This is a genomic window from Shewanella oneidensis MR-1 (assembly GCF_000146165.2).
Taxonomy (GTDB): domain Bacteria; phylum Pseudomonadota; class Gammaproteobacteria; order Enterobacterales; family Shewanellaceae; genus Shewanella; species Shewanella oneidensis.
On record NC_004347.2, the window covers coordinates 2047778 to 2066473 of the forward strand.

At 43.4% G+C, this 18696-nt stretch carries 15 protein-coding genes and 2 pseudogenes; 10 read left to right on the forward strand and 7 right to left on the reverse strand.

All coding sequences use genetic code 11. From position 1 onward, the window contains the following. Position 1: 1 nt before the first annotated feature. The 4 genes from SO_RS08980 to SO_RS08995 all read right to left on the reverse strand — a co-directional run bounded on the left by SO_RS08980 (position 2) and on the right by SO_RS08995 (position 4021). The gene (locus SO_RS08980; protein WP_011072042.1) at positions 2–1351 is read right to left on the reverse strand and encodes an ATP-binding protein; all 1350 of its coding nucleotides are present in this window, start codon (positions 1349–1351) and stop codon (positions 2–4) included. Continuing rightward, entirely contained in the window at positions 1342–2016 is a 675-nt protein-coding gene (locus SO_RS08985; protein WP_011072043.1) for a response regulator, read from the reverse strand. The genes SO_RS08980 and SO_RS08985 overlap by 10 nt, the downstream gene beginning before the upstream one ends. A gap of 181 nt (positions 2017–2197) precedes the next feature. Further along, positions 2198–2542 (reverse strand): hypothetical protein, encoded by a 345-nt coding sequence (locus tag SO_RS08990; RefSeq protein WP_011072044.1) that lies wholly within the window; start codon positions 2540–2542, stop codon positions 2198–2200. A 165-nt stretch (positions 2543–2707) separates the two neighbouring features. Next, positions 2708–4021 carry a dicarboxylate/amino acid:cation symporter gene (locus SO_RS08995; RefSeq protein ID WP_011072045.1) on the reverse strand — a complete coding sequence of 438 codons (1314 nt, stop codon included), beginning with the start codon at positions 4019–4021 and terminating at the stop codon, positions 2708–2710. A 220-nt stretch (positions 4022–4241) separates the two neighbouring features. Here SO_RS08995 and SO_RS09000 point away from each other — a divergent pair, with 220 nt between their 5' ends. The 4 genes and pseudogenes from SO_RS09000 to tnpA (SO_RS09015) form a co-directional block, all read left to right on the forward strand. Further along, a complete protein-coding gene (locus SO_RS09000; protein WP_011072046.1) occupies positions 4242–7955 on the forward strand; it encodes an invasin in 3714 nt (1237 codons plus the stop codon). Positions 7956–8287: 332 nt separating this feature from the next. Next, positions 8288–8482, forward strand: a pseudogene (tnpA, locus tag SO_RS09005) (IS200/IS605-like element ISSod23 family transposase); the annotation flags it as partial. A 42-nt stretch (positions 8483–8524) separates the two neighbouring features. Continuing rightward, entirely contained in the window at positions 8525–9481 is a 957-nt protein-coding gene (locus tag SO_RS09010; protein ID WP_011071113.1) for an IS1595-like element ISSod11 family transposase, read from the forward strand. Positions 9482–9524: 43 nt separating this feature from the next. Continuing rightward, positions 9525–9773 (forward strand): annotated as a pseudogene (tnpA, locus tag SO_RS09015) (IS200/IS605-like element ISSod23 family transposase); the annotation flags it as partial. A 273-nt stretch (positions 9774–10046) separates the two neighbouring features. Here tnpA (SO_RS09015) and ggt read toward each other — a convergent pair. Then, a complete protein-coding gene (ggt, locus tag SO_RS09020; RefSeq protein ID WP_011072047.1) occupies positions 10047–11786 on the reverse strand; it encodes a gamma-glutamyltransferase in 1740 nt (579 codons plus the stop codon). Positions 11787–11894: 108 nt separating this feature from the next. On the opposite strand from ggt, the gene SO_RS09025 reads away from it, so the two are divergent. Further along, positions 11895–13193, forward strand: coding sequence for a GNAT family N-acetyltransferase (locus tag SO_RS09025; protein ID WP_011072048.1), 1299 nt, complete (start codon positions 11895–11897; stop codon positions 13191–13193). A gap of 77 nt (positions 13194–13270) precedes the next feature. Here SO_RS09025 and SO_RS09030 read toward each other — a convergent pair whose 3' ends face one another. Both SO_RS09030 and SO_RS09035 read right to left on the reverse strand, forming a co-directional pair. Next, positions 13271–13894: a LysE family translocator gene (locus tag SO_RS09030; RefSeq protein ID WP_011072049.1), complete on the reverse strand. Its 624-nt coding sequence runs from the start codon at positions 13892–13894 to the stop codon at positions 13271–13273. A 285-nt stretch (positions 13895–14179) separates the two neighbouring features. Continuing rightward, positions 14180–14632 (reverse strand): hypothetical protein, encoded by a 453-nt coding sequence (locus tag SO_RS09035; RefSeq protein ID WP_011072050.1) that lies wholly within the window; start codon positions 14630–14632, stop codon positions 14180–14182. Positions 14633–14884: 252 nt separating this feature from the next. Between SO_RS09035 and SO_RS09040 the strand changes: the two genes are divergently transcribed. The 5 genes from SO_RS09040 to SO_RS09060 all read left to right on the forward strand — a co-directional run bounded on the left by SO_RS09040 (position 14885) and on the right by SO_RS09060 (position 18609). After that, on the forward strand, positions 14885–15493 hold the full coding sequence (locus SO_RS09040; RefSeq protein WP_011072051.1) for a YbhB/YbcL family Raf kinase inhibitor-like protein: 609 nt from the start codon (positions 14885–14887) through the stop codon (positions 15491–15493). A gap of 10 nt (positions 15494–15503) precedes the next feature. Further along, complete coding sequence (locus SO_RS09045) at positions 15504–16664, forward strand: L-dopachrome tautomerase-related protein (protein WP_011072052.1); 1161 nt, start codon at positions 15504–15506, stop codon at positions 16662–16664. A gap of 24 nt (positions 16665–16688) precedes the next feature. Beyond that, complete coding sequence (locus SO_RS09050; RefSeq protein WP_011072053.1) at positions 16689–17150, forward strand: VOC family protein; 462 nt, start codon at positions 16689–16691, stop codon at positions 17148–17150. 89 nt (positions 17151–17239) lie between these two features. After that, complete coding sequence (locus tag SO_RS09055; RefSeq protein ID WP_011072054.1) at positions 17240–18151, forward strand: glycine betaine ABC transporter substrate-binding protein; 912 nt, start codon at positions 17240–17242, stop codon at positions 18149–18151. Beyond that, on the forward strand, positions 18148–18609 hold the full coding sequence (locus tag SO_RS09060; protein ID WP_011072055.1) for an Atu1372/SO_1960 family protein: 462 nt from the start codon (positions 18148–18150) through the stop codon (positions 18607–18609). Before SO_RS09055 ends, SO_RS09060 begins: the two co-directional genes overlap by 4 nt. Positions 18610–18696 lie beyond the last annotated feature (87 nt).

The following is an 18696-nucleotide window of genomic DNA, read 5'->3' on the forward strand; positions in this document are numbered from 1 at the left end:
GTCAGGCAGGGATGGTAATCCTGAATAGTGCGCCTTCTAAATGGCTTTCCTCTATTTTCAGGCTTCCACCATAGCTACTGACAATTTCATCACATACGGCTAAACCAATCCCTTGTCCTGGGGATTGGGTGTCGGCTCTCACGCCCCGTTGAATGATTTTTTGCCGCAATTGCTCTTCTACGCCTGGGCCATCATCTTCGACGATTAACTCAAAATCACCCTGCTCATTAAAATGTGCCGTCACCTGTACTTGGCTAATACATAATCTAAAGGCGTTTTCCATTAAATTGCCGCAAAGTTCCATCAAATCGCCTTTATTGCCAGGAAACAATAAATTAGCCGAAATGTTGGCTTTAAATTGTACTTGTTTATCGCGGTAAATCTTAAATAGCATTTGTGCGAGTTGTTCAACAAGTGGCGCAATGGGGGTGTGTTCTTGCTTTAACCCTTGGCGACCTAACATGGCGCGTTTTAGTTGATATTTAACCAGTTGATCCATTTGGCTGATCTGCTCCATGATTTTTTCATTGGCAGATTGTTTATTGAGACTTGTGTCGTCGGTAATGGCATGAACGGCGGCGAGGCGAGTTTTCAAGCTGTGTGCCAGATCATTCATTGCATTCTGATAGCGTTGCTGTTGAGCGCTCGATTGTTGTAATAGCTGGTTAAGCGCTTGAGTTACCCCTTCGAGTTCAACGGGATAGCCTTCAGACAGAGATTTCGTCTTACCTTGGTTAATCGACTGAAGTTCATTTTGCATTCTGACGAGCGGGCGCATCCCCCAATACGCGGCACTAACCAGTAAAATAAGGGCTAATGCGAGCACCATCGCAAGACGGATATAGGTACGTTTACTGAATTTACTATATTCCTGCTCCAGTTTAGCGGCATCTTTCATCACCAGCAGATTGTAATGCACGCCTGCGATTTCAACCGCGAGCAAATACACAAAGTAACCTCTGTCATCTGCCATAGTGAGGTAATAGGGCGGAGAGTCGTTACGGATTTCGTTAAATCGTTCGCAGGTATCGAATAGGCCACGGTCGACGGCGAGGGATGAGGTCCATACTTGTTTAAACTTTTCATCACAACTAGCAATCACATAGCGTTCTTGCTTGTTGTTTTCCTCTAACCAAGCACTGGTATCGGGGATGAGATCATGCTCCCTCAGTTCGGCGGCGACTTGAGGAATTTCGGCGATGAGCTGGGCGGTTTCTTCGTTATAACTATTTTGAGCATGCAGAACGTTCACCATCCATGCGAGGCCAAACCCCACTAAGGTGATGATGGATAGCGAGGTGAGAAACATCCGCGTGAGTAGACGTTTCTTAAACTTGAGTCTTAGTTGCATGGCAGATTGAATTTATATCCTTGGCCACGGATTGTCGCTATCGGATTATCTATTCCATCGCGGGTCAGTTTTTTACGTAAACGGCTCACCATGACTTCAATAGTATTTGGGTCGCCTTCTTTGTCGCCATAGATCACATCTAGCAGCCGCTGCTTTGCTACTACCTCGTGGCAATGGCGCATTAAATATTCGAGGATAAGATACTCAAAGGCGGTGACTTCCATGATGTCATTACCGAGGGTCACTTGTTTAGCGGCAAGATCGAGTTTTAACTCACCACTGGTAATAACAGGTTTGACAAACCCTGCGCTGCGTCTGACCAAGGCATCAAGCCTTGCAACAAGTTCTTCTTTTTGGAAGGGTTTAACTAAGTAATCGTCTGCGCCCGCATTGAGGCCTTCAACTTTATCTTGCCAATTCACCCTCGCCGTGAGGATAAGAATGGGGGCTTTAACGCCTTCTTCACGTAATTGCTGGATAAGGCTGATACCATCTTGATCGGGTAAACCTAAATCGACAATCGCGACATCTATGGGATAATTGGTTGCTTGGAAGAATCCTTCCTTGGCAGTGAGGGCAACTTGAACTTGGTTGCCCAAGTCACTTAGTTGTACTTTTAGATGGTGGGATAAAATAAGATCATCTTCAACAACCAAAATTCTCATAATACTCATGCCTTAATTTCGACTGGGCTCAGTGTACGCAAAATATACGTGGGAGCCAAATATTGTCTTATCTTAGCCACAAGGAACTTAACCTCGGCTGACCAAGGTTCATCAATGTCGAAAATAAGTACTAATCTATTGTCTTTAAAGTCATTATCTTTAAAGCATATTTTGGTGGCTATTAGGCCTTAGCATAAGTACTTTTCGCTCTGCGCCAGATGTCGTTGGCGCTCCACACCGCTCCTAAACTAAAAAGCATTACGCTACCCATGATGAGCGCAAGTCTTAACCAAGGCGCGCCGTGGGAGATCCGCATCTGTATGGCATCAATTGCTGTGGTGCTCCAAACGATGATAACGCTGATACACAAAACGGCTTGCAGCAGACGAATGACAAGTGGGTGTTTAATGAGTAAGCCAAGAGGCGCTAATGCAAAAATACTGGTGAACACGAGTTGGTCGTACCGTAAAAAATGTGCGCTTAACAGCCAAAAGGCGACAATAATCCAACTCACTCTCCACCACATAATATTCTCCAATAACAATTTTGATGTGGGCTAATATAGCGACATTTAAAGGACTATTCTATTTGCTTGTTCACAAAACAACGATTTGACGATATTCAATCATAAGCAAGCCCAACAACGTTGGGCTTGGAGGATAAACATTAACCATAAATTATAAGGACATTTTTAATCTATTTTATGGACTTGTTCATCGAAGCTAGGAGCAATTTTGCCTGCTTGAGTATTGTTAAATACAGTTTCATTAAATTCGCCTTCTGATTTCGCGATAATGACTGTGGCCACACAATCGCCGGTGACGTTAACCGCGGTACGCACCATATCCAGCAGTCGATCAACACCAATAATTAGGGCAATACCTTCAACGGGGAGGCCAACTTGGTTAAGTACCATAGCCAACATAATTAACCCAACACCAGGGACTCCGGCGGTGCCAATAGAGGCTAAAGTGGCTGTGACAATCACCGCTGCGTAATCGGTAAGCGATAATTCAATACCAAATACTTGGGCGATAAATACCGTAGCTACACCTTGCATAATCGCAGTACCATCCATGTTAATGGTTGCGCCTAATGGCAGGGTAAAAGAGGCAATTTTATTGTCGACACCGAGTCTGTGTTCAGAAGCTTCAATGGTAATAGGTAAGGTTGCGTTAGAGCTGGCAGTTGAAAAAGCAAACAGCTGCACATCGCGCATTTTACGGATGAAAATCAGCGGATTTAATCCAGAAAATGCTTTAAGTAAGATTGAATAGGTCACAAAATTATGAATAAGTAGCAGAGTAAGTACAAGGAAGAAGTATTTAACGACACTGCCAAAGGTTTCTAAACCTAAGGTCAAGGCTAATTTTGCCATCAGTGCAAACACACCATAGGGCGCTAACTGCATAACTAGGGTCACTACCCGCATAATTACGTTGTTTAGGTCATCAAAAAGCTGGGCGATACGGTTACCTCGCTCCCCAAGATGAGCAATAGCAAAGCCGAAAATAACTGCAAAAATAATGATTTGCAGCATATTTCCTTCACTCATGGCCTGCACCGGATTGGTGGGCATCATGTCAATGATGACCTGAGCAAAACTGGGTGCTTCTTTTGCGACATAATTTAACTTTTCGTTAGCTAATGTCGCATCCCCTGGATGGACTATGACCGCAGCAAACACGGCCAACACTAATGCAAGGACAGTTGTGAATAAATAAAAGGCTAAGGTTTTACCCCCTAATCGTCCCAACTTAGATGGCTCACTTAACGAACAAGTCCCACAAACTAATGAAATAAACACCAGTGGAACCACTAACATTTTTAAGCTTGAGATAAAAATCGTACCGATTACATGTAAAAAACCGTCGGTGATATAGTCCTTAATAAAGATACTGTCGGGGAACAAATTGCGAAGAATAAGTCCGAATATAATGCCGGTTGCCATGCCGATTAAGATTTTACTGGTCAGTCCGAGTTTATTTTGTAATGAGGTTGCCATGGGGGTTCCTGTGTGTTTTTTATACGTTCTAATATTGGCGACGACAAGCCTAGCAAGAAAATGCAGAAGTTTAAATGAGTTCTAATGTTAAACTAAGTGCAAAATATGCGAAATAAAATAAGAGAGTAATGGTAAAGTTACGTGAAAATTGTGTAATGTTAGCCTATAAGTTATAGGCGTCAATTTTAGTATTATCATTAGAGTAACAGGGAGCCTGACAATGAAGTCAGCGTATAAGGTTTTTCTCGCAGGATTATGTTCACTTTTCTTGGTTGCATGCGGAGGTGGAGGTAGTATCACCGACGATGGCACTGGCCCCACGCCCACCCCAAGTGTTATCACTGTTTCATTGAGTATTTCTAACAGTGATAATGTTTCATTAGCTACTCCTGCTGAGGTAAAAGCAACAGTAGTAGACTCTAAGACTGGCCCTAAAGCTGGAGTGGTTGTTACATTTAAACTTGATAATGCTTCATTAGGCATCTTCACTCCAGCAACAGGGACACAACTAACGGATTCGTCAGGTGTTGCAACAATAAAATTAGAAACAGCAACGCTAGCTGGAGCAGGTAACGTCACAGCAAGTATTGCAACTGGAGAGTCAGCTACAAAGGGTTTTTTCTCAAAGGGTGATGGAGTTACCAATCCTGGTACAGGCAATAAGTTAGCGCTTTCTCTTGTAAATCAGCAGCAGCAAGTTATCACAGGTATAAGTGCGGCAGTTCGGGGAATAATTAAAGCCTCTTATACTAACAGCTTGAATGAGCCCCTTGTTGGCAAGGTTGTTGTATTCAACTCAACGTTAGGTAAACTGTCCCCTGAATCTGGAACTGCCCTGACTAACTCACAAGGAATAGCTGAAATATCGATTACCGCTGGCACCATTGCTGGAGCGGGCAAAATTACAGCTAAAGTAGATGGTACTGAAGCTGAACCTCTTGGATTCAATACATTAGGGGATGAGGTTGTTGTTAAACCCATAGATTCATACGCCATAACACTAAATATTCAAGACTCACAAGGTAATAATTTAAGAAAAATTAGCCATAGTGTACCTGGCTCTGTGGTTGCTACTTTGTTAAAGGATGGAGTTCCTGCAAGTTATCAAAAGATTTCCTTCAATCTAAACGGTGAAGGTATTCTAAATCCATCCTCTGGTACAGCATTAACTGATTTAAGTGGTCGAGCTCTAGTTACACTTGTTACTGGAACAAATGCTGGTGCTGCAACTGTTACTGCAAGCTTCTCTCTCGACAATGACATTATTACTGATAGCTTCAACGCTGAAGTTGCAGGTGACGCCCCCGGTGGTAATGGTGAAGCTAATTCTTTATCGATTCAATTAACCAATAGCCTTACAGGTCTATCAACTACAAATATCAGTGCTAACCAACCAGCGAAGGTTACTGTTACTTTAGTCGATAAGGACTCAATTCCTCTAAGCGGTAAAGTCGTAAGTTTTGCAAGCAGTTTAGGTAATTTTTTACCTTCTAAAGGCACTGCACTTACTGATTCTATTGGTCGAGCATCAATTACTTTGACCGCCGGTAGTATTGAAGGCGCTGGCGAAATTACTGCTACTTACGGAACGGCTAAAGCCATTATTGGATTTGCTACAGCAGGGGATGAAATAGATCCAGTAGAGGCTAGTCCAGAAATCACATTTGATATATATAATTGTAATGGTGTTGCAGCTTGGGATAAAACACTAAAGAACTTTGAAGTTTGTCAACCCACAGACAATATCACTAATGATAAACCAGGCATCATAGGGGCTAAAGTTACTCGTTCTGGTAGTACGCAGCCTTTGCAACAAGTGCTTGTTACTGCAGCAACAACATTAGGAGCAATAAGCCCTAATTCTGGTACAGCTATTACAAATGCTGATGGTAAAGCGATTTTAGATCTATATGCTAATGGTAGTGTTGGTGCGGGTGAAGTATCTTTAAAAGTGAAAGATGTTACCTCAACGAAAGCGTTTGAAATTGGCAGGGTAAACATTTCTCTAAAACTAGAAACCTCTCTTGGTACAAATTTACTACCTGCTGGCGGTTCTACCATTTTGGATGTCACGGTTTTAAATCCAGACGGTTCATTAGCAACTGGTCAACCTTTTACTCTTGTATTTACTTCTGAATGCCAAGCATCAAATAAAGCAATAATTGACTCTCCTGTTATTACAAATGGTGGGAAGGGGTATGCTACCTATCGAAGTACAGGGTGTGAGACACAAGATACAGTATCTGTTTCTGCTATAACTGGCGGGGGAAGTGTAAGTTCAACTGCAGTTATAAATATTGATTCTATCAAAGTTGGTGCTTTGCAGTATGTTTCAGCTAATCCGACATTGCTGGCCTTGCAAGGTACAGGAGGAATCGCTGGTGCAGGATCTCGTTCTGAAACATCAGTAGTAACATTTAAGTTACTAGATGAGACTGCTGCGCCAGCAGGGCAAGAAAGAGTTTGTTTTGAGTTAAGTACTGAAGTAGGGGGTATTAGCTTAAGTCCTGCTCCTTTAGCGCAAGATTATCTCGATTGCCCTAATTTTCCAAAGCCGAATACTTCTAACTATCCTGTTGATTTAAATGCTCCAAATAAATATGCCGTTGCTGTAACAGACAGTGCAGGATTAGCATCTGTTATTGTTAGAAGTGGTGATAGAGCGACTCCTGTAAAAGTGTTTGCATTATGGGCTGGCAGTACTGCTGCAGGTCATAATGGTGTTATTTCAAATGTGTCAGATCAGCTGGCGATCACAACTGGCCTTGCAGATGCTAATAGTTTCTCTGTCTCTGCATCTACGTTTAATCCTGAAGGTTGGGATTATGATAATGAACTTGTAGATATTAATGTTTTAGCAGCGGATCATTTTAATAACATGGTTCCAGCAGGAACAGTAATCGTTTTTACTGCAGAAGGAGGTGCTATACCAGGCTCTTGTACAACGGGTGGTTTAACTAATCCTGATGGTGCTTGCAGTGTTCAATGGCGCAGTCAGAACCCTAGACCTTTTGACACTACACTTGTGAAATGCCCCGAGTCATTTAATGGTGACTTTAATCCTCCTTGTATGGGAACATTAAAGTCGCAATTTGATTCAGGTAAAAATTCATTATTACCTGAACCTAGACCAGGTCGAGCGACTATCACTGCTTATGCTATTGGTGAGGAAAGTTTTGTTGATTTAAATGGTAATGGCTTGTTTGATTTTGTTGATACAAATGGCGATGGTGTAATAGAAATAGATAAGGGTGAGACTGAACCTTTTACTGATATCTCTGAGGCTTTCACAGACCATAACGAGGATGGTTTTTATCGTAAAATATCACAGAGTTCCTCATTAGCTGATTTGCTTATCCAACCTGCGGGTGCAGTAAACGAGGAATTTGTTGATTATAATAGTGATGGTAAATTTAATAAAGCTGATGAAAAGTATACAGGGCTATTATGTGCTTCTGGTTCCGGACTAGCCTGTTCTGATACTGGTTTGGATGATAATAGAGCCCAGTTAAATATATTCAAAAACATACCCATCGTTATGTCAGGCAGTACACCTATGATACGGTTAGTTTCTATTGATGGTGATACGATGACCGCAGTTTCTGAAATAGATCTAATTGATAGAACTGATCCAACAAAACCTGTAGCGAAAGGGCCTCAGACTGTATATTTGTTTGTTTCTGATGTTAATAACAATACGTTGCCTTTCGAGACTAAAATAAGTACTTCCATAGATAACGGCAAGCTTATCGTTCCAGTAGGAGGAAGTTACTCAATTGCAAGTAATGCATCGAATAAACCATTAGTATATGCATTTACAATCGGTCAAGAAGACAAGCCTAACCAAAAACTCTCTGGTGCCCTTGTTATTACTGTCAAAACACCGAAAGGCTCACCTGTGAGTGTGGCTGTGAATATTACTGATGGTGGTTAATTTACTTTTTAAAGTTGATTAATATGTGTTAAGGCGACGATATTGTCGCCTTTTATTTATATAATTAGATTAAAATCAACGCCAGAACTGATATGCGTTATTTATATTCATGTTCTGTGCCTATTAGTAAAAAATTGACTAAAAAATTATAAATCAGTACCTTTCAGTACGATAAAAGCCCTGTTTACAACGTGGTATGTTGGAGGGCTTTTTATTGTCATCCCAAAACCACCGCCTCTGGCGGTGGTGATTGTTCCTTGAGGCTATAGCCTGAATTACGCCCATGCTAAAAGAGACTTCTTATTCACCACAAGTAAGAGGAAACGAAAAGCATGGGCGATTATAGAAGTTCATCACATGTTTATTGGCGTTGCAAATATCATATTGTTTGGACTCCGAAGTACCGTTTTAAAATTTTAAAAGGAAACCTTGGTAAGGAGTTATACAGGTCAATTTATATCCTTTGCAATATGAAGGGTTGTGAGGTTTTAGAATTAAACGTTCAGATAGACCACGTTCACTTGGTAGAAGGGCTATCCATTTAGCGCCACCAGTGTCAATATGTAGTAATGAAAACTTCATCGTATTTATTAAAAGCTGGCGTCGATTACCCTACAAATTGGGACGAATTTGTTGATTGGTTTCATGATGAACAATCTTGCACTAGCTACCTTTACGCACTTCGTTGGCCAAACGGATTCATTTGCCCAAGCTGTTCGAGCCATCAATCACCTTATCAGTTAAGTAATGGCAAGTTAAAATGTCATGCTTGCCGTTTTCAGTGTTCAGTAACATCAAGTACACTTTTTGACAAAACAAGAACCCCCATGAAAAGTTGGTTTGCAGCTGTCTGGTTTATTACAAATCAAAAGAATGGGGTCAGCGCTCTTGGAGTCCAAAGGCTATTAGGTCTTGGGAGTTATCAAACTGCTTGGTCTTTAATGCACAAGTTAAGATATGCCATGGTTGACCCTGAAAGAGATAAACTGTCCGGCATCGTAGAGGTTGACGAAACATTAATAGGTGGGGTCATTCCAAAATCATCTATTAAAAATCAACAGGGTAAGCGTAAAGCTATAGTTTTGGTGGCTGTTGAGCTGCTATCACCCTCTGGATTTGGGCGGATACGTTTAAGGCAAGTAGAAAGTGCAACTAAAGAACATATCCATCAATTCATTCAAGATGTAATAGAGCCTGGTAGCACAATTTGTAGTGATGGTTCTCAAGCATACAAGCAAATAGACAAAAAAGGATATAAGCATAATCGGATGGTGCATTTAGGTTCATCTGTACCTGCACATGAAACAATGGCTGGGGTGCATCGAGTCTCATCATTATGTAAAAGATGGCTTTTAGGTACGTATCAAGGTGCGGTAAAGGCTAAGCAACTTGATTATTATTTAGATGAATTTACATTTCGCTTCAACAGAAGAAAGTCAGATTCTCGGGGATTATTATTCTACAGGTTGCTTGAGCAAGCAGTGCGTTCTAAGCCGATAACGTACCAATCAATTAAAAATCGATAACCACAATATATAGTGGTTGGTCGTGCTAAGTGGATAGCCCTTCTTGGTAGTCATAATCCCGCCGAAGCTGTCAGTATCAACGTTGATGGGAGTATTGAAAGGAAGAAGTGCGATAAGGCTATTCAATAAATTCCCTCATGTACGTAAAAAGCAATGGGGCAATAGCTTTTGGGCCAGAGGTTATTTTGTAGATACAGTAGGTGTTAATGAAGAAATCATTAGACGATATGTGCGCCACCAAGATAAACAAGATCAGGAACATGAGGCTCAATTGTCGTTGCAGATGATGTAGGTTCTTGGAATAGCCCCTTCCAGGGGCAAGTCAAAGCCGCCTTCTAAGAAGGCGGATTCTTTACTGATATTTTGGATACTGCAGGGAGAATCGGTTGGTTGATTATAAGACTAACTCAAATAGGTCAGTGCTTAGTTTGATACTATTCCCCATGTGTTCTATCGAGGCTGTTAATAATTCTGTGTCAGGTTAATTTCACAGGTCGATATGGTTTTCTAAGCGCCCATCAAAATGGATTGATTTCTTTAAGCATCACATCTAGACAATTGGTGCTTAGTAACCCACCGCTTCGCTCCCAGAATGGCGAAGGTCTGAGGCGCCAAAAATCCCTTGTTCAGTCACCATAATGGATTGAGTGCTGCCCATGGCCGATTGTACGTTAACTTTGTGGCCTTTGGCTTCGAGCAATGAAATGGTATCGCGGTTAAGGCTGGTTTCGACCCGCAGTTCATCGGGTAGCCATTGATGGTGTACCCGTGCGGCATTGCTGGCTTCAGCAATGTTTAAGCCATGATCAATCACATTCATAATGATTTGGAGCGTAGTGGTTATGATGCGAGAACCACCTGGGCTGCCTGTCACTAAGAAGGGTTTGCCATCCTTCATTACTATGGTTGGGCTCATCGAACTTAGTGGACGCTTGTTACCTTCTACCGAGTTGGCCTCGCCACCCACTAGGCCGTAACCGTTTGGACTGCCTGGTTTTGCGGAGAAATCATCCATTTCGTTATTGAGTAAAATCCCGGTTCCTTTTGCGACTAAACCTGAGCCATAGCTGAAGTTTAAGGTGTAAGTGTTAGACACCGCATTGCCCCATCGATCGACTACCGAGAAGTGTGTGGTTTGGTCACTTTCGTAGGGCGCTAGATTGCCGGGTTTGATTTCTTCGCTTGGCGTGGTTTTATTTAGTGCAATTTGGCTGGCAATTTTTTGGGCATAATCTTTATCGGTTAACTGTTTTAGGGGCACGTTGTAGTAATCGGGGTCGCCTAAATATTCGCTGCGATCGGCGTAGGCATGCTTCATGGTTTCGGCCATCACATGGATAGTTTGCGCCGTGTTATGGCCAAATTTATCAATTGGAAATTGCTGTAACACATTGAGCATTTCGATAATGTGCACACCACCTGAAGACGGCGGTGGCATCGAAACCACCTCATAGCCACGGTATTGGCCACGCACCGGTTCGCGCTCAACCGCCTTGTAGTGTTTAAGATCTTCTAATGTCATGATGCCGCCGGCTTTTTGTACCGCCTCGACCAGCTTAGCTGCGGTTTCTCCCTCGTAGAATCCTTTGGTGCCTTTTTGGGCAATCAATTGCAGAGAATGGGCAAGTTCGGGCTGCTTTAACATGTCATTGACTTGATAGTCGCTACCATCGGCCTTGTAGAAAATCGCTGCGGTGCTTGGCCATTGACTCATTCGGCGCTTTAAGCCTGCAAGTGATACCGCTAAATCAGGGCTGACGCTTATTCCTTCTTGTGCCATTTTGATGGCGGGCGCCGTGACCTGTGCCATGGTCATAGTGCCATATTTTTCTAGGGCTAAACTCATGCCCATCACAGTGCCGGGTACACCAACCGCGAGGCCATGCTCGCGACTCAGTTTGGCTACTGCATCGCCTTTTTCATCAAGAAAAATATCTTTTTTCGCTTTCGAAGGTGCCATTTCGCGGTAATCGATGGCAATCGTTTTATTTTCTTTCGCCAGATGCACCAGCATAAATCCGCCGCCACCAATGTTGCCCGCGCGGGGTAAGGTAACCGCTAAACTGAATGCCACTGCAACCGCCGCATCAATGGCATTACCGCCTTGCTTTAAGATCTCAACGCCGGTGCGACTGGCCAGCATTTCTTGGCTGGCGACCATGCCATGTTTTGCCCAGACCGGTTGGGCCGTGGCCATTTGGCTGAAAATGGAGGGCTCATCGGCATAGAGTGCAGGCGACGATAACAACGGTAAAGCCATGGCAATGGCGAGAATAAGAGGTCTTAACTGTCTGACGGGACGCATATTCAATCCTGAATTTATTTTCATTATAGCTATGCAATGTGCCGAGAATTAGGCTTAATTGCAACCTTGGATCTGACTTAGCGTTTTTAAAGGACGAGAACATACCCCATGAGACCGCTTATTTTTGCCTATGCCAATGCTGCAGCGAGTATCGCTGCTGATAGCTGGAATCTGGTGATGGGAGAGGATAATCCCTTTTGCAGACATGAGTATTTGCTTAGCTTAGAACAGAGTTTATCAGCCTGTGATGCAACGGGGTGGCAAGCTTGTCATCTGTGTGTTTTCGATGCCAGCGGCATGGGGTTAACACAAGAGCAGAATACTGATGGTATAGTTAGCACTCGGGATGCCGTGCATTTTATCGACCTACCACTGCTAGCCGTGATGCCGCTTTATCAAAAATCTCACTCCTACGGCGAGTACGTGTTTGACTGGGCTTGGGCGCAGGCTTACGAACATCATGGCCTAGCGTATTACCCTAAACTGTTGAATGCGATTCCTTTTACGCCAGTACTGGGGCGGCGGATTGGGCTGTCACCCAGATTGTCGGCAGATGAGGCGCAGCAGCTAAGTGCCTTGGTGTTTACGTGTTTAAATCGTCAATTAATGGATGCACATGCATCGATTTCCTCTTGGCATTGCTTGTTTGTATCGCCTTCACAGCAATCTTTGTTTGAGCCCCCGCTTAGTGTTAAACAACAGACTCTGCAGCATTTGCCGCATAATCCTTCACTTAGGCGTTTAAGCACGCAGTTTCATTGGTATAACCGTGGCTATACCAGCTTTGAGGCGTTTCTCGCCGCACTCAATTCACGTAAGCGCAAGAATATTGTGAAGGAGCGTGCTCAATTACAAACCCATGGCTTACGGTTTGAATTTGTTGCAGGAAATGTGATAACCAGCCAGCAATGGCAACGATTTATCGAGTGTTACCAATTAACTTACCTTAAACGATCTGGCCATCGCGGCTATTTAACGCCTGTGTTCTTTCAGATGATTGCTGAGCGTTTGGCCGAGCAGATAGTGCTTCTTGTGGTAAGCGATGCAACAGGGGAGATGATCGCGGGAGCCTTGTACTTTACTGGGCGTAACGAATTGGGTCAGAGATGCCTCTTTGGACGTTACTGGGGCAGTACGTTAGAGCTGGAAGGATTACACTTTGAAGCTTGTTATTATCAGGGGATTGAATACTGCATCGCCCAAGATATAGAGGTATTTGATGCAGGCGCGCAGGGCGAACATAAGGTACTGCGCGGGTTTGAGCCTGTTGCCATTTATTCCTATCACAATATTGCCCATCCCGAATTTAAGCTGGCGATTGCCCATTTTACCGAGGAGGAAGCGGTGCAAATGGAAGTGTATATGCAGCAGATGCGTGAGGTTTTGCCCTATAAAAAAGCGCCTTAGCCATAAATGATAGGCGCGGCGCTTTTAAAGGCTAAGATAAGTTTAGAATTTAAACAAAGAGTTGGATATTAACGTAATTAACTAATCGCTAACCAGATCCCAACGCCAATCATCAGGCTGCCAGCAATTCGATTTAGCCAGCGGATATTGTCACCGCGACTTAAAAAGATCCGCAAACTCTTTCCGCCACTGGCATAGGCCAGCATAGAGGTGAACTCTGTCACCATAATAATGCTCAGGAGTGCAAGGAGTTGTGGTGCTACTTCCCGTTCTGCATTAATAAAGGGGGGCAATAGCGACACCATAAACGCCCAGCCCTTAGGGTTAGCAATTGCAGTAATAAATCCCTGTGAGATCAAGGTGAGATTACTGACTCTTGGGTTAGTTTTATCATCGCTTAATATGGCCATTTTGCCTCGAGCACGCCACATTTGAACGCCGATATAGCCTAAATAAAGGCCTCCGACCCATTTAAAGATCTGAAACACTTCTGGATAGTTGAGCATAATACTGGCAACACCCATCACTGCAGCGGTGGCGACTAAGGCTACTCCTATAAGCTCACCGAGCATCATCCACAGGGTTCGACGTACACCGATACTCATCCCGAGCGTCATGGCGAGTGTCATACACATACCGGGCGTGATGGCAACAAAGAAAAAGGTCGGAATAAACACTGCAAGTAAGGCAAAATCTGGCATGGTCGAAGCGGTCTACATGAAATTGAATGGATGGCTAGTGTAATGAAAATGCTTGAGTTAGCCAATGCGTGCATGATAACGTTTATTCCCCACGACCAAACGGAGTCATTTAACACGCCCTCGAGCTTGCTTGGATTTCTTTGCAAACAAGCCGCGTAGTTATGATGGTTTTGGGATAAACGACCCGTGTTTGTACTATTACTGTTGATTTTGCTGCGGACAACAGAATTTGACATATTGAAATAAGATGCATTTTTAAAACTGAGTGATTTAAATCATCACTTTTCAAATGTTCAAGGATGTAATTTCAGGCTCGCATTCGGTATCGATTAAATATACGCATTCTTGGCTGATAATATAATAACTGTATAACTGAGTGTAAATGTGTTCACCTAATCCGCCATAGCAATGAAGACGGGCATTTTTTACCGACTTCCATATTGGCCAAGGTAAACTAAAATATTCATTATTATTTTCTGTAATATGTAAATCTTCATCTAAAGGGAATGTGATGCTGTTATTGCCATCACTGACATTAGTCAAATAGGTTTGATAGCTTGATTCATCAATCACCTGTAATCCAGCAATCGTGGGAAAATAAATTATCATAGCAACTGAGTCTTGCTCTTGCTGCCAATTGATCGTCAATGAAAGATGATTAAGTTGGCAATGTACCAATGGATAGGGTTTTAGCGCAGTATTAAGGGGGAACCAAGGATGATAACAGGCTTTTGACATTAATTTATCCTAAACTTTCAAATGGATAGTAAATTTTTGGCTAGTACTATATTGACACAATTATGAGGTTGATATGGTAAATGATGCTAAAACGACTAAATAATTTGATAGCAGCATAACCTATTTAATAAAAAAAGATCTCGAAAGATTATCTAATAATTTTTGAAACTCCTATCAATAACGCGTGACTTATCAAAGTGCGAACTCAGGTTATGCTTACTCACAATTCTATTTTTATAGTGAGTTAATCCCATGAAACAGCGATTTTATACAGATTATTTGTTTAAATTCTCTTTGGTCGCTAGCGTCATACTATTTAATACAGCAAGTGCGAGTGTAGAGGGGAAACCCGTAAAGACAACCCCCGCAAATAGTTCTAAAACAACGTTTAGTGTGCAGAGTAATTTAGCACCTGATGTGTCTATTCCGGCCGATTATTATTGGGATCAATTTGGCTGCTCGGGAGACAATCTTGCACCAAGATTAACCTGGGAACATGCCCCCAAAGGCACTAAAAGTTTTGCGGTCACTTTTTATGATAAAGATGCACCCACTGGTAGCGGCTTCTGGCATAGAGTGGTTTACAACATTCCATCACAAGTCAATCAATTGGAAGGAGGCATAAATGGGGGAAAGTTACCCGTAGAGGCAATTGAGGCTAATACAGATTTAGGTAAGCCAGGATTTTTTGGCCCTTGCCCACCTAAGGGACGTGAACACCGATATGTATGGACAGTGCATGCCTTGGATGTTGCGAAGTTGCCGGTTGACGCTAATGCAAGCCCTGCTTTAGTGGGGTTTTATCTATGGCAACATCGCCTAGCTGAAGCGAACTTGACAGTTTTAGCGGGTTCAAAATAGGAGCAAGTGTATGAAATTTAATTCTTATCAAACCTTTATTGCTTCGTTAGTGATGTTGACAAGCCAAGCATTTATTGCGCCTAACCTTATGGCTCAGCAAGCGGTAATACCTCAGGCTCTACCTGAGGTTTATGCCACGCTTGATGGTGCTGTGGGCGGCATTAGTTTTACCTCAAGCGATAGGCTTATCTTTAGTTATCACCCTTTTTATCAACCCAAAGTCAAGGTGGGTGAGTTACTGGCTGATGGTAAAGTCAAACCTTTTCCCAATTCAAATTGGCAACAATGTCATGATCCCCAAGGAAAACCGAAAGATCCTAATACCTGTTTAAATTGGGTATTAGGTTTGCGAACCGACGATAGGGACAGAGTATGGTTGCTCGATTCTGGCCAAGCTGAACCCCGGATTGAACCTAAGTTGGTGGCATGGGATACCCGTAAAAATCAGTTAGATCGGATTATCCCGTTGCCTTTCCCTGTGTCCATTCCGGAGTCGCAGCATAATGATTTTGTCATTTCCAACCGTCATCAAGCGATTGTGATAGCTGATGAAGCAATTGCAACAGGCCCTGTTGGTGATAAGGCTGCCTTAGTTGTCGTGGACTTAACTACGGGTGAGAGTCGGCGTGTATTACAGGGTGACTCTAGTGTGATGCCAGATCTGCAGCGACCGCTGATTATTGATAGTACCAGTGCCAATCCAAAGCGTATTGAGGTGTTTGTTGGCGCCGATGGTATTGCCTTAGACAGTGCCCAACATTGGCTTTATTTTGCGCCGATGAATAAGGACAAAGTCTATCGTGTCGCGATGGCAGATCTACTTAATCCTGATCTAAGCCCACAAGCGCTATCCGCCAAGGTTGAAGAATACGCCGATAAGCCAAATAACGGCGGCTTAAGCATTGATTCGGCTGATAATCTTTATCTCACCGAAGTTGGTGAACGCGCCATAGGTATTATCCCTGCCACGGGGCGTCAATATCAAACCTATGTGTATGACGAGCGCATGGTATGGCCCGATGGTGTAAGTTTTGGCAAGGATGGCTACCTGTATTCTGGCGCCGCCCAACTGCCGCTATCCGGCGCATTAAACAATGGCAAAGCAGAAAACCGTGCACCGTATTACATCTTCCGCTTTAAACCCTTAGCAGCCGGCGTCCCAGGTAACTAACCCTTTAACCACCGAGTAAATCATATGAATATTGTTGGATTAGACCACTTTACGATCCGTACCCCGATATTGGCTGAAACGGTCCAGTTTTATCAGGTCATCCTCGGGTTAACGCAAGGCTGGCGGCCACGGTTTGGTTTTCCTGGACATTGGCTCTACGCCGAAGAGAAACCCATTTTGCATTTAGTCGAAGTTGGCAGCCGGGCTTTAGATGCCTATTTGGGTGAAAGCAATGCTCTGTTTGGTTCAGGTCGGGTTGATCACCTCTCTTTTCGGGGGACGAATTTGGCCCAAATGCAGCAGCACTTATGCCGACAACAATGCCAATTTCGGGAGCGAATTGTCCCAGAGATTGGTGAGCATCAATTATTTATTGAGGATCCCAACGGCATTACAGTGGAAATGATTTTTCCCTATGCAATAGACAACGCAGTCGTGGGCATTGCGATGGAAAGACTGACAATTTTGCTTGAGGAATCGGCCTAAATGTCGCAAATCGATCTCGCACGATAGCACAATTGATGACCGTGGGCGGTGTTGCCGTATCTAGTTTGTTTTCCCTTGGAGCGATAGCCATGAACTTAATCGATGATCTTCAACAAAAACAATTATGTAATGGACAACATGCCCATCATCACGCACCGCTAATTCGTTTAGGTGTAACGGACTTAAGCTTTCATCGCGTGACTGCGGCTGTGGTTGCCCAGGTAATGCACTTGATGGGCAAAAGGGTCGAGCTAAGTTATGCCCTGCATGAGGCAAATTTTAATCGGCTCAAGCTTGGGCAGATAGATTTGCTTTGCTCGGCTTGGCTGCCTCACAGTCATGGCGTGTATCGGCAGGAGGTTGAGACCCAAGTCACAACGCGTGAGCTAGGGCTACATTATGAGCCTTATGCACTTTGGGGTGTACCAGATTATGTGCCTGAAGATGCGGTTTCACGCATTGAAGACTTGCTTAAACCTGAGGTGAAACAACGGATGCGGCCGATTATTCAAGGTATTGGTGAAGGGGCGGGTATCACCCGTTTTTCTAAAAATATCATGGAGCAATATGGATTAACTGCGGCAGGTTATCAATTTAGAACGGGCACTCAGGCCGATTGTGTGGCGGCATTTGAATCGGCGGTGTCAGTACGGGACTGGGTAATTGTGCCATTGTGGCATCCGCAATTTTTACACCATCAATACGGTATTCGTGATCTTCAAGACCCCAAAGGTTTACTTGGGGGAAAAGATAAAGCGGTTTTGCTCGCCCGTGAACGCGAGTTAGCAATTAATTTCTCGCCGGAACAAATTCAAGTACTTGATAACATAGTGTTATCGAATCAAATTGTTGCAGAACTCGATTATGCGGTTAATCGACAAGGAATGACGGAAGATGAGGCCGCTGCGAACTGGTTGGCAGTCAATCCTTCGCATTTGACGACGTGGTTAGCCCCGCTGCTTAATCCTACGAATGTCACATCTCAGGAGGTGACATTATGATGAACACTCCGGAATCGCGGTTAGTGGCTGCTGGGCTTGAATTACCTGAGGTTGCAGCGGCTCTTGGAAATTACGAACCCTATTCAATTGTTGGTAGCCAATTAATGACTTCGGGTCAGTTTCCCTATTTACAGGGTAAGCTTCTGTATCAAGGACAATTGGGCGCAGATTATACTGTGAGTGAAGGTTACGCAGCCTGTCGTCTTGCTACCCTAAATGCCATTGCGCAATTGAAGCAGGCTTGTGGTGAGCTTTCGCGAATAAAACAAATTTATCGCTTAGAAGGGGTGCTAAATGTTCATCAATCTTGCATTGAACATCCCAAAGCACTTGATGGAGCTTCGGATTTATTGCTTGAAATTTTCGGTGAAGCAGGGCGTCATAGCCGAATGATTTGGACAAATCCGGTCATGCCACTTAACAGCTTATGTTTAGTGTATTTATTTGCCGAACTCTAGGGCGTGTTGACGTTTCGAGATTAAATTTTGTTCGTTCTGGCAAGTTCGTGCTCGCGAAACGAGGAATGATGTGTCGTTATTCTACTC

Bases quoted from the DNA above. Each gene is read 5' to 3' on its own strand.
- ggt (WP_011072047.1), bottom strand. From the start codon at position 11,786: ATGCGTCCCGTCAGACAGTTAAGACCTCTTATTCTCGCCATTGCCATG.
- SO_RS09025 (WP_011072048.1), top strand. From the start codon at position 11,895: ATGAGACCGCTTATTTTTGCCTATGCCAATGCTGCAGCGAGTATCGCT.
- SO_RS09060 (WP_011072055.1), top strand. From the start codon at position 18,148: ATGATGAACACTCCGGAATCGCGGTTAGTGGCTGCTGGGCTTGAATTA.
- SO_RS08990 (WP_011072044.1), bottom strand. From the start codon at position 2,542: ATGTGGTGGAGAGTGAGTTGGATTATTGTCGCCTTTTGGCTGTTAAGC.
- SO_RS08985 (WP_011072043.1), bottom strand. From the start codon at position 2,016: ATGAGAATTTTGGTTGTTGAAGATGATCTTATTTTATCCCACCATCTA.
- SO_RS09035 (WP_011072050.1), bottom strand. From the start codon at position 14,632: ATGTCAAAAGCCTGTTATCATCCTTGGTTCCCCCTTAATACTGCGCTA.
- SO_RS09040 (WP_011072051.1), top strand. From the start codon at position 14,885: ATGAAACAGCGATTTTATACAGATTATTTGTTTAAATTCTCTTTGGTC.
- SO_RS09010 (WP_011071113.1), top strand. From the start codon at position 8,525: ATGAAAACTTCATCGTATTTATTAAAAGCTGGCGTCGATTACCCTACA.
- SO_RS08980 (WP_011072042.1), bottom strand. From the start codon at position 1,351: ATGCAACTAAGACTCAAGTTTAAGAAACGTCTACTCACGCGGATGTTT.
- SO_RS09030 (WP_011072049.1), bottom strand. From the start codon at position 13,894: ATGCCAGATTTTGCCTTACTTGCAGTGTTTATTCCGACCTTTTTCTTT.
- SO_RS09055 (WP_011072054.1), top strand. From the start codon at position 17,240: ATGAACTTAATCGATGATCTTCAACAAAAACAATTATGTAATGGACAA.
- SO_RS08995 (WP_011072045.1), bottom strand. From the start codon at position 4,021: ATGGCAACCTCATTACAAAATAAACTCGGACTGACCAGTAAAATCTTA.
- SO_RS09045 (WP_011072052.1), top strand. From the start codon at position 15,504: ATGAAATTTAATTCTTATCAAACCTTTATTGCTTCGTTAGTGATGTTG.
- SO_RS09050 (WP_011072053.1), top strand. From the start codon at position 16,689: ATGAATATTGTTGGATTAGACCACTTTACGATCCGTACCCCGATATTG.
- SO_RS09000 (WP_011072046.1), top strand. From the start codon at position 4,242: ATGAAGTCAGCGTATAAGGTTTTTCTCGCAGGATTATGTTCACTTTTC.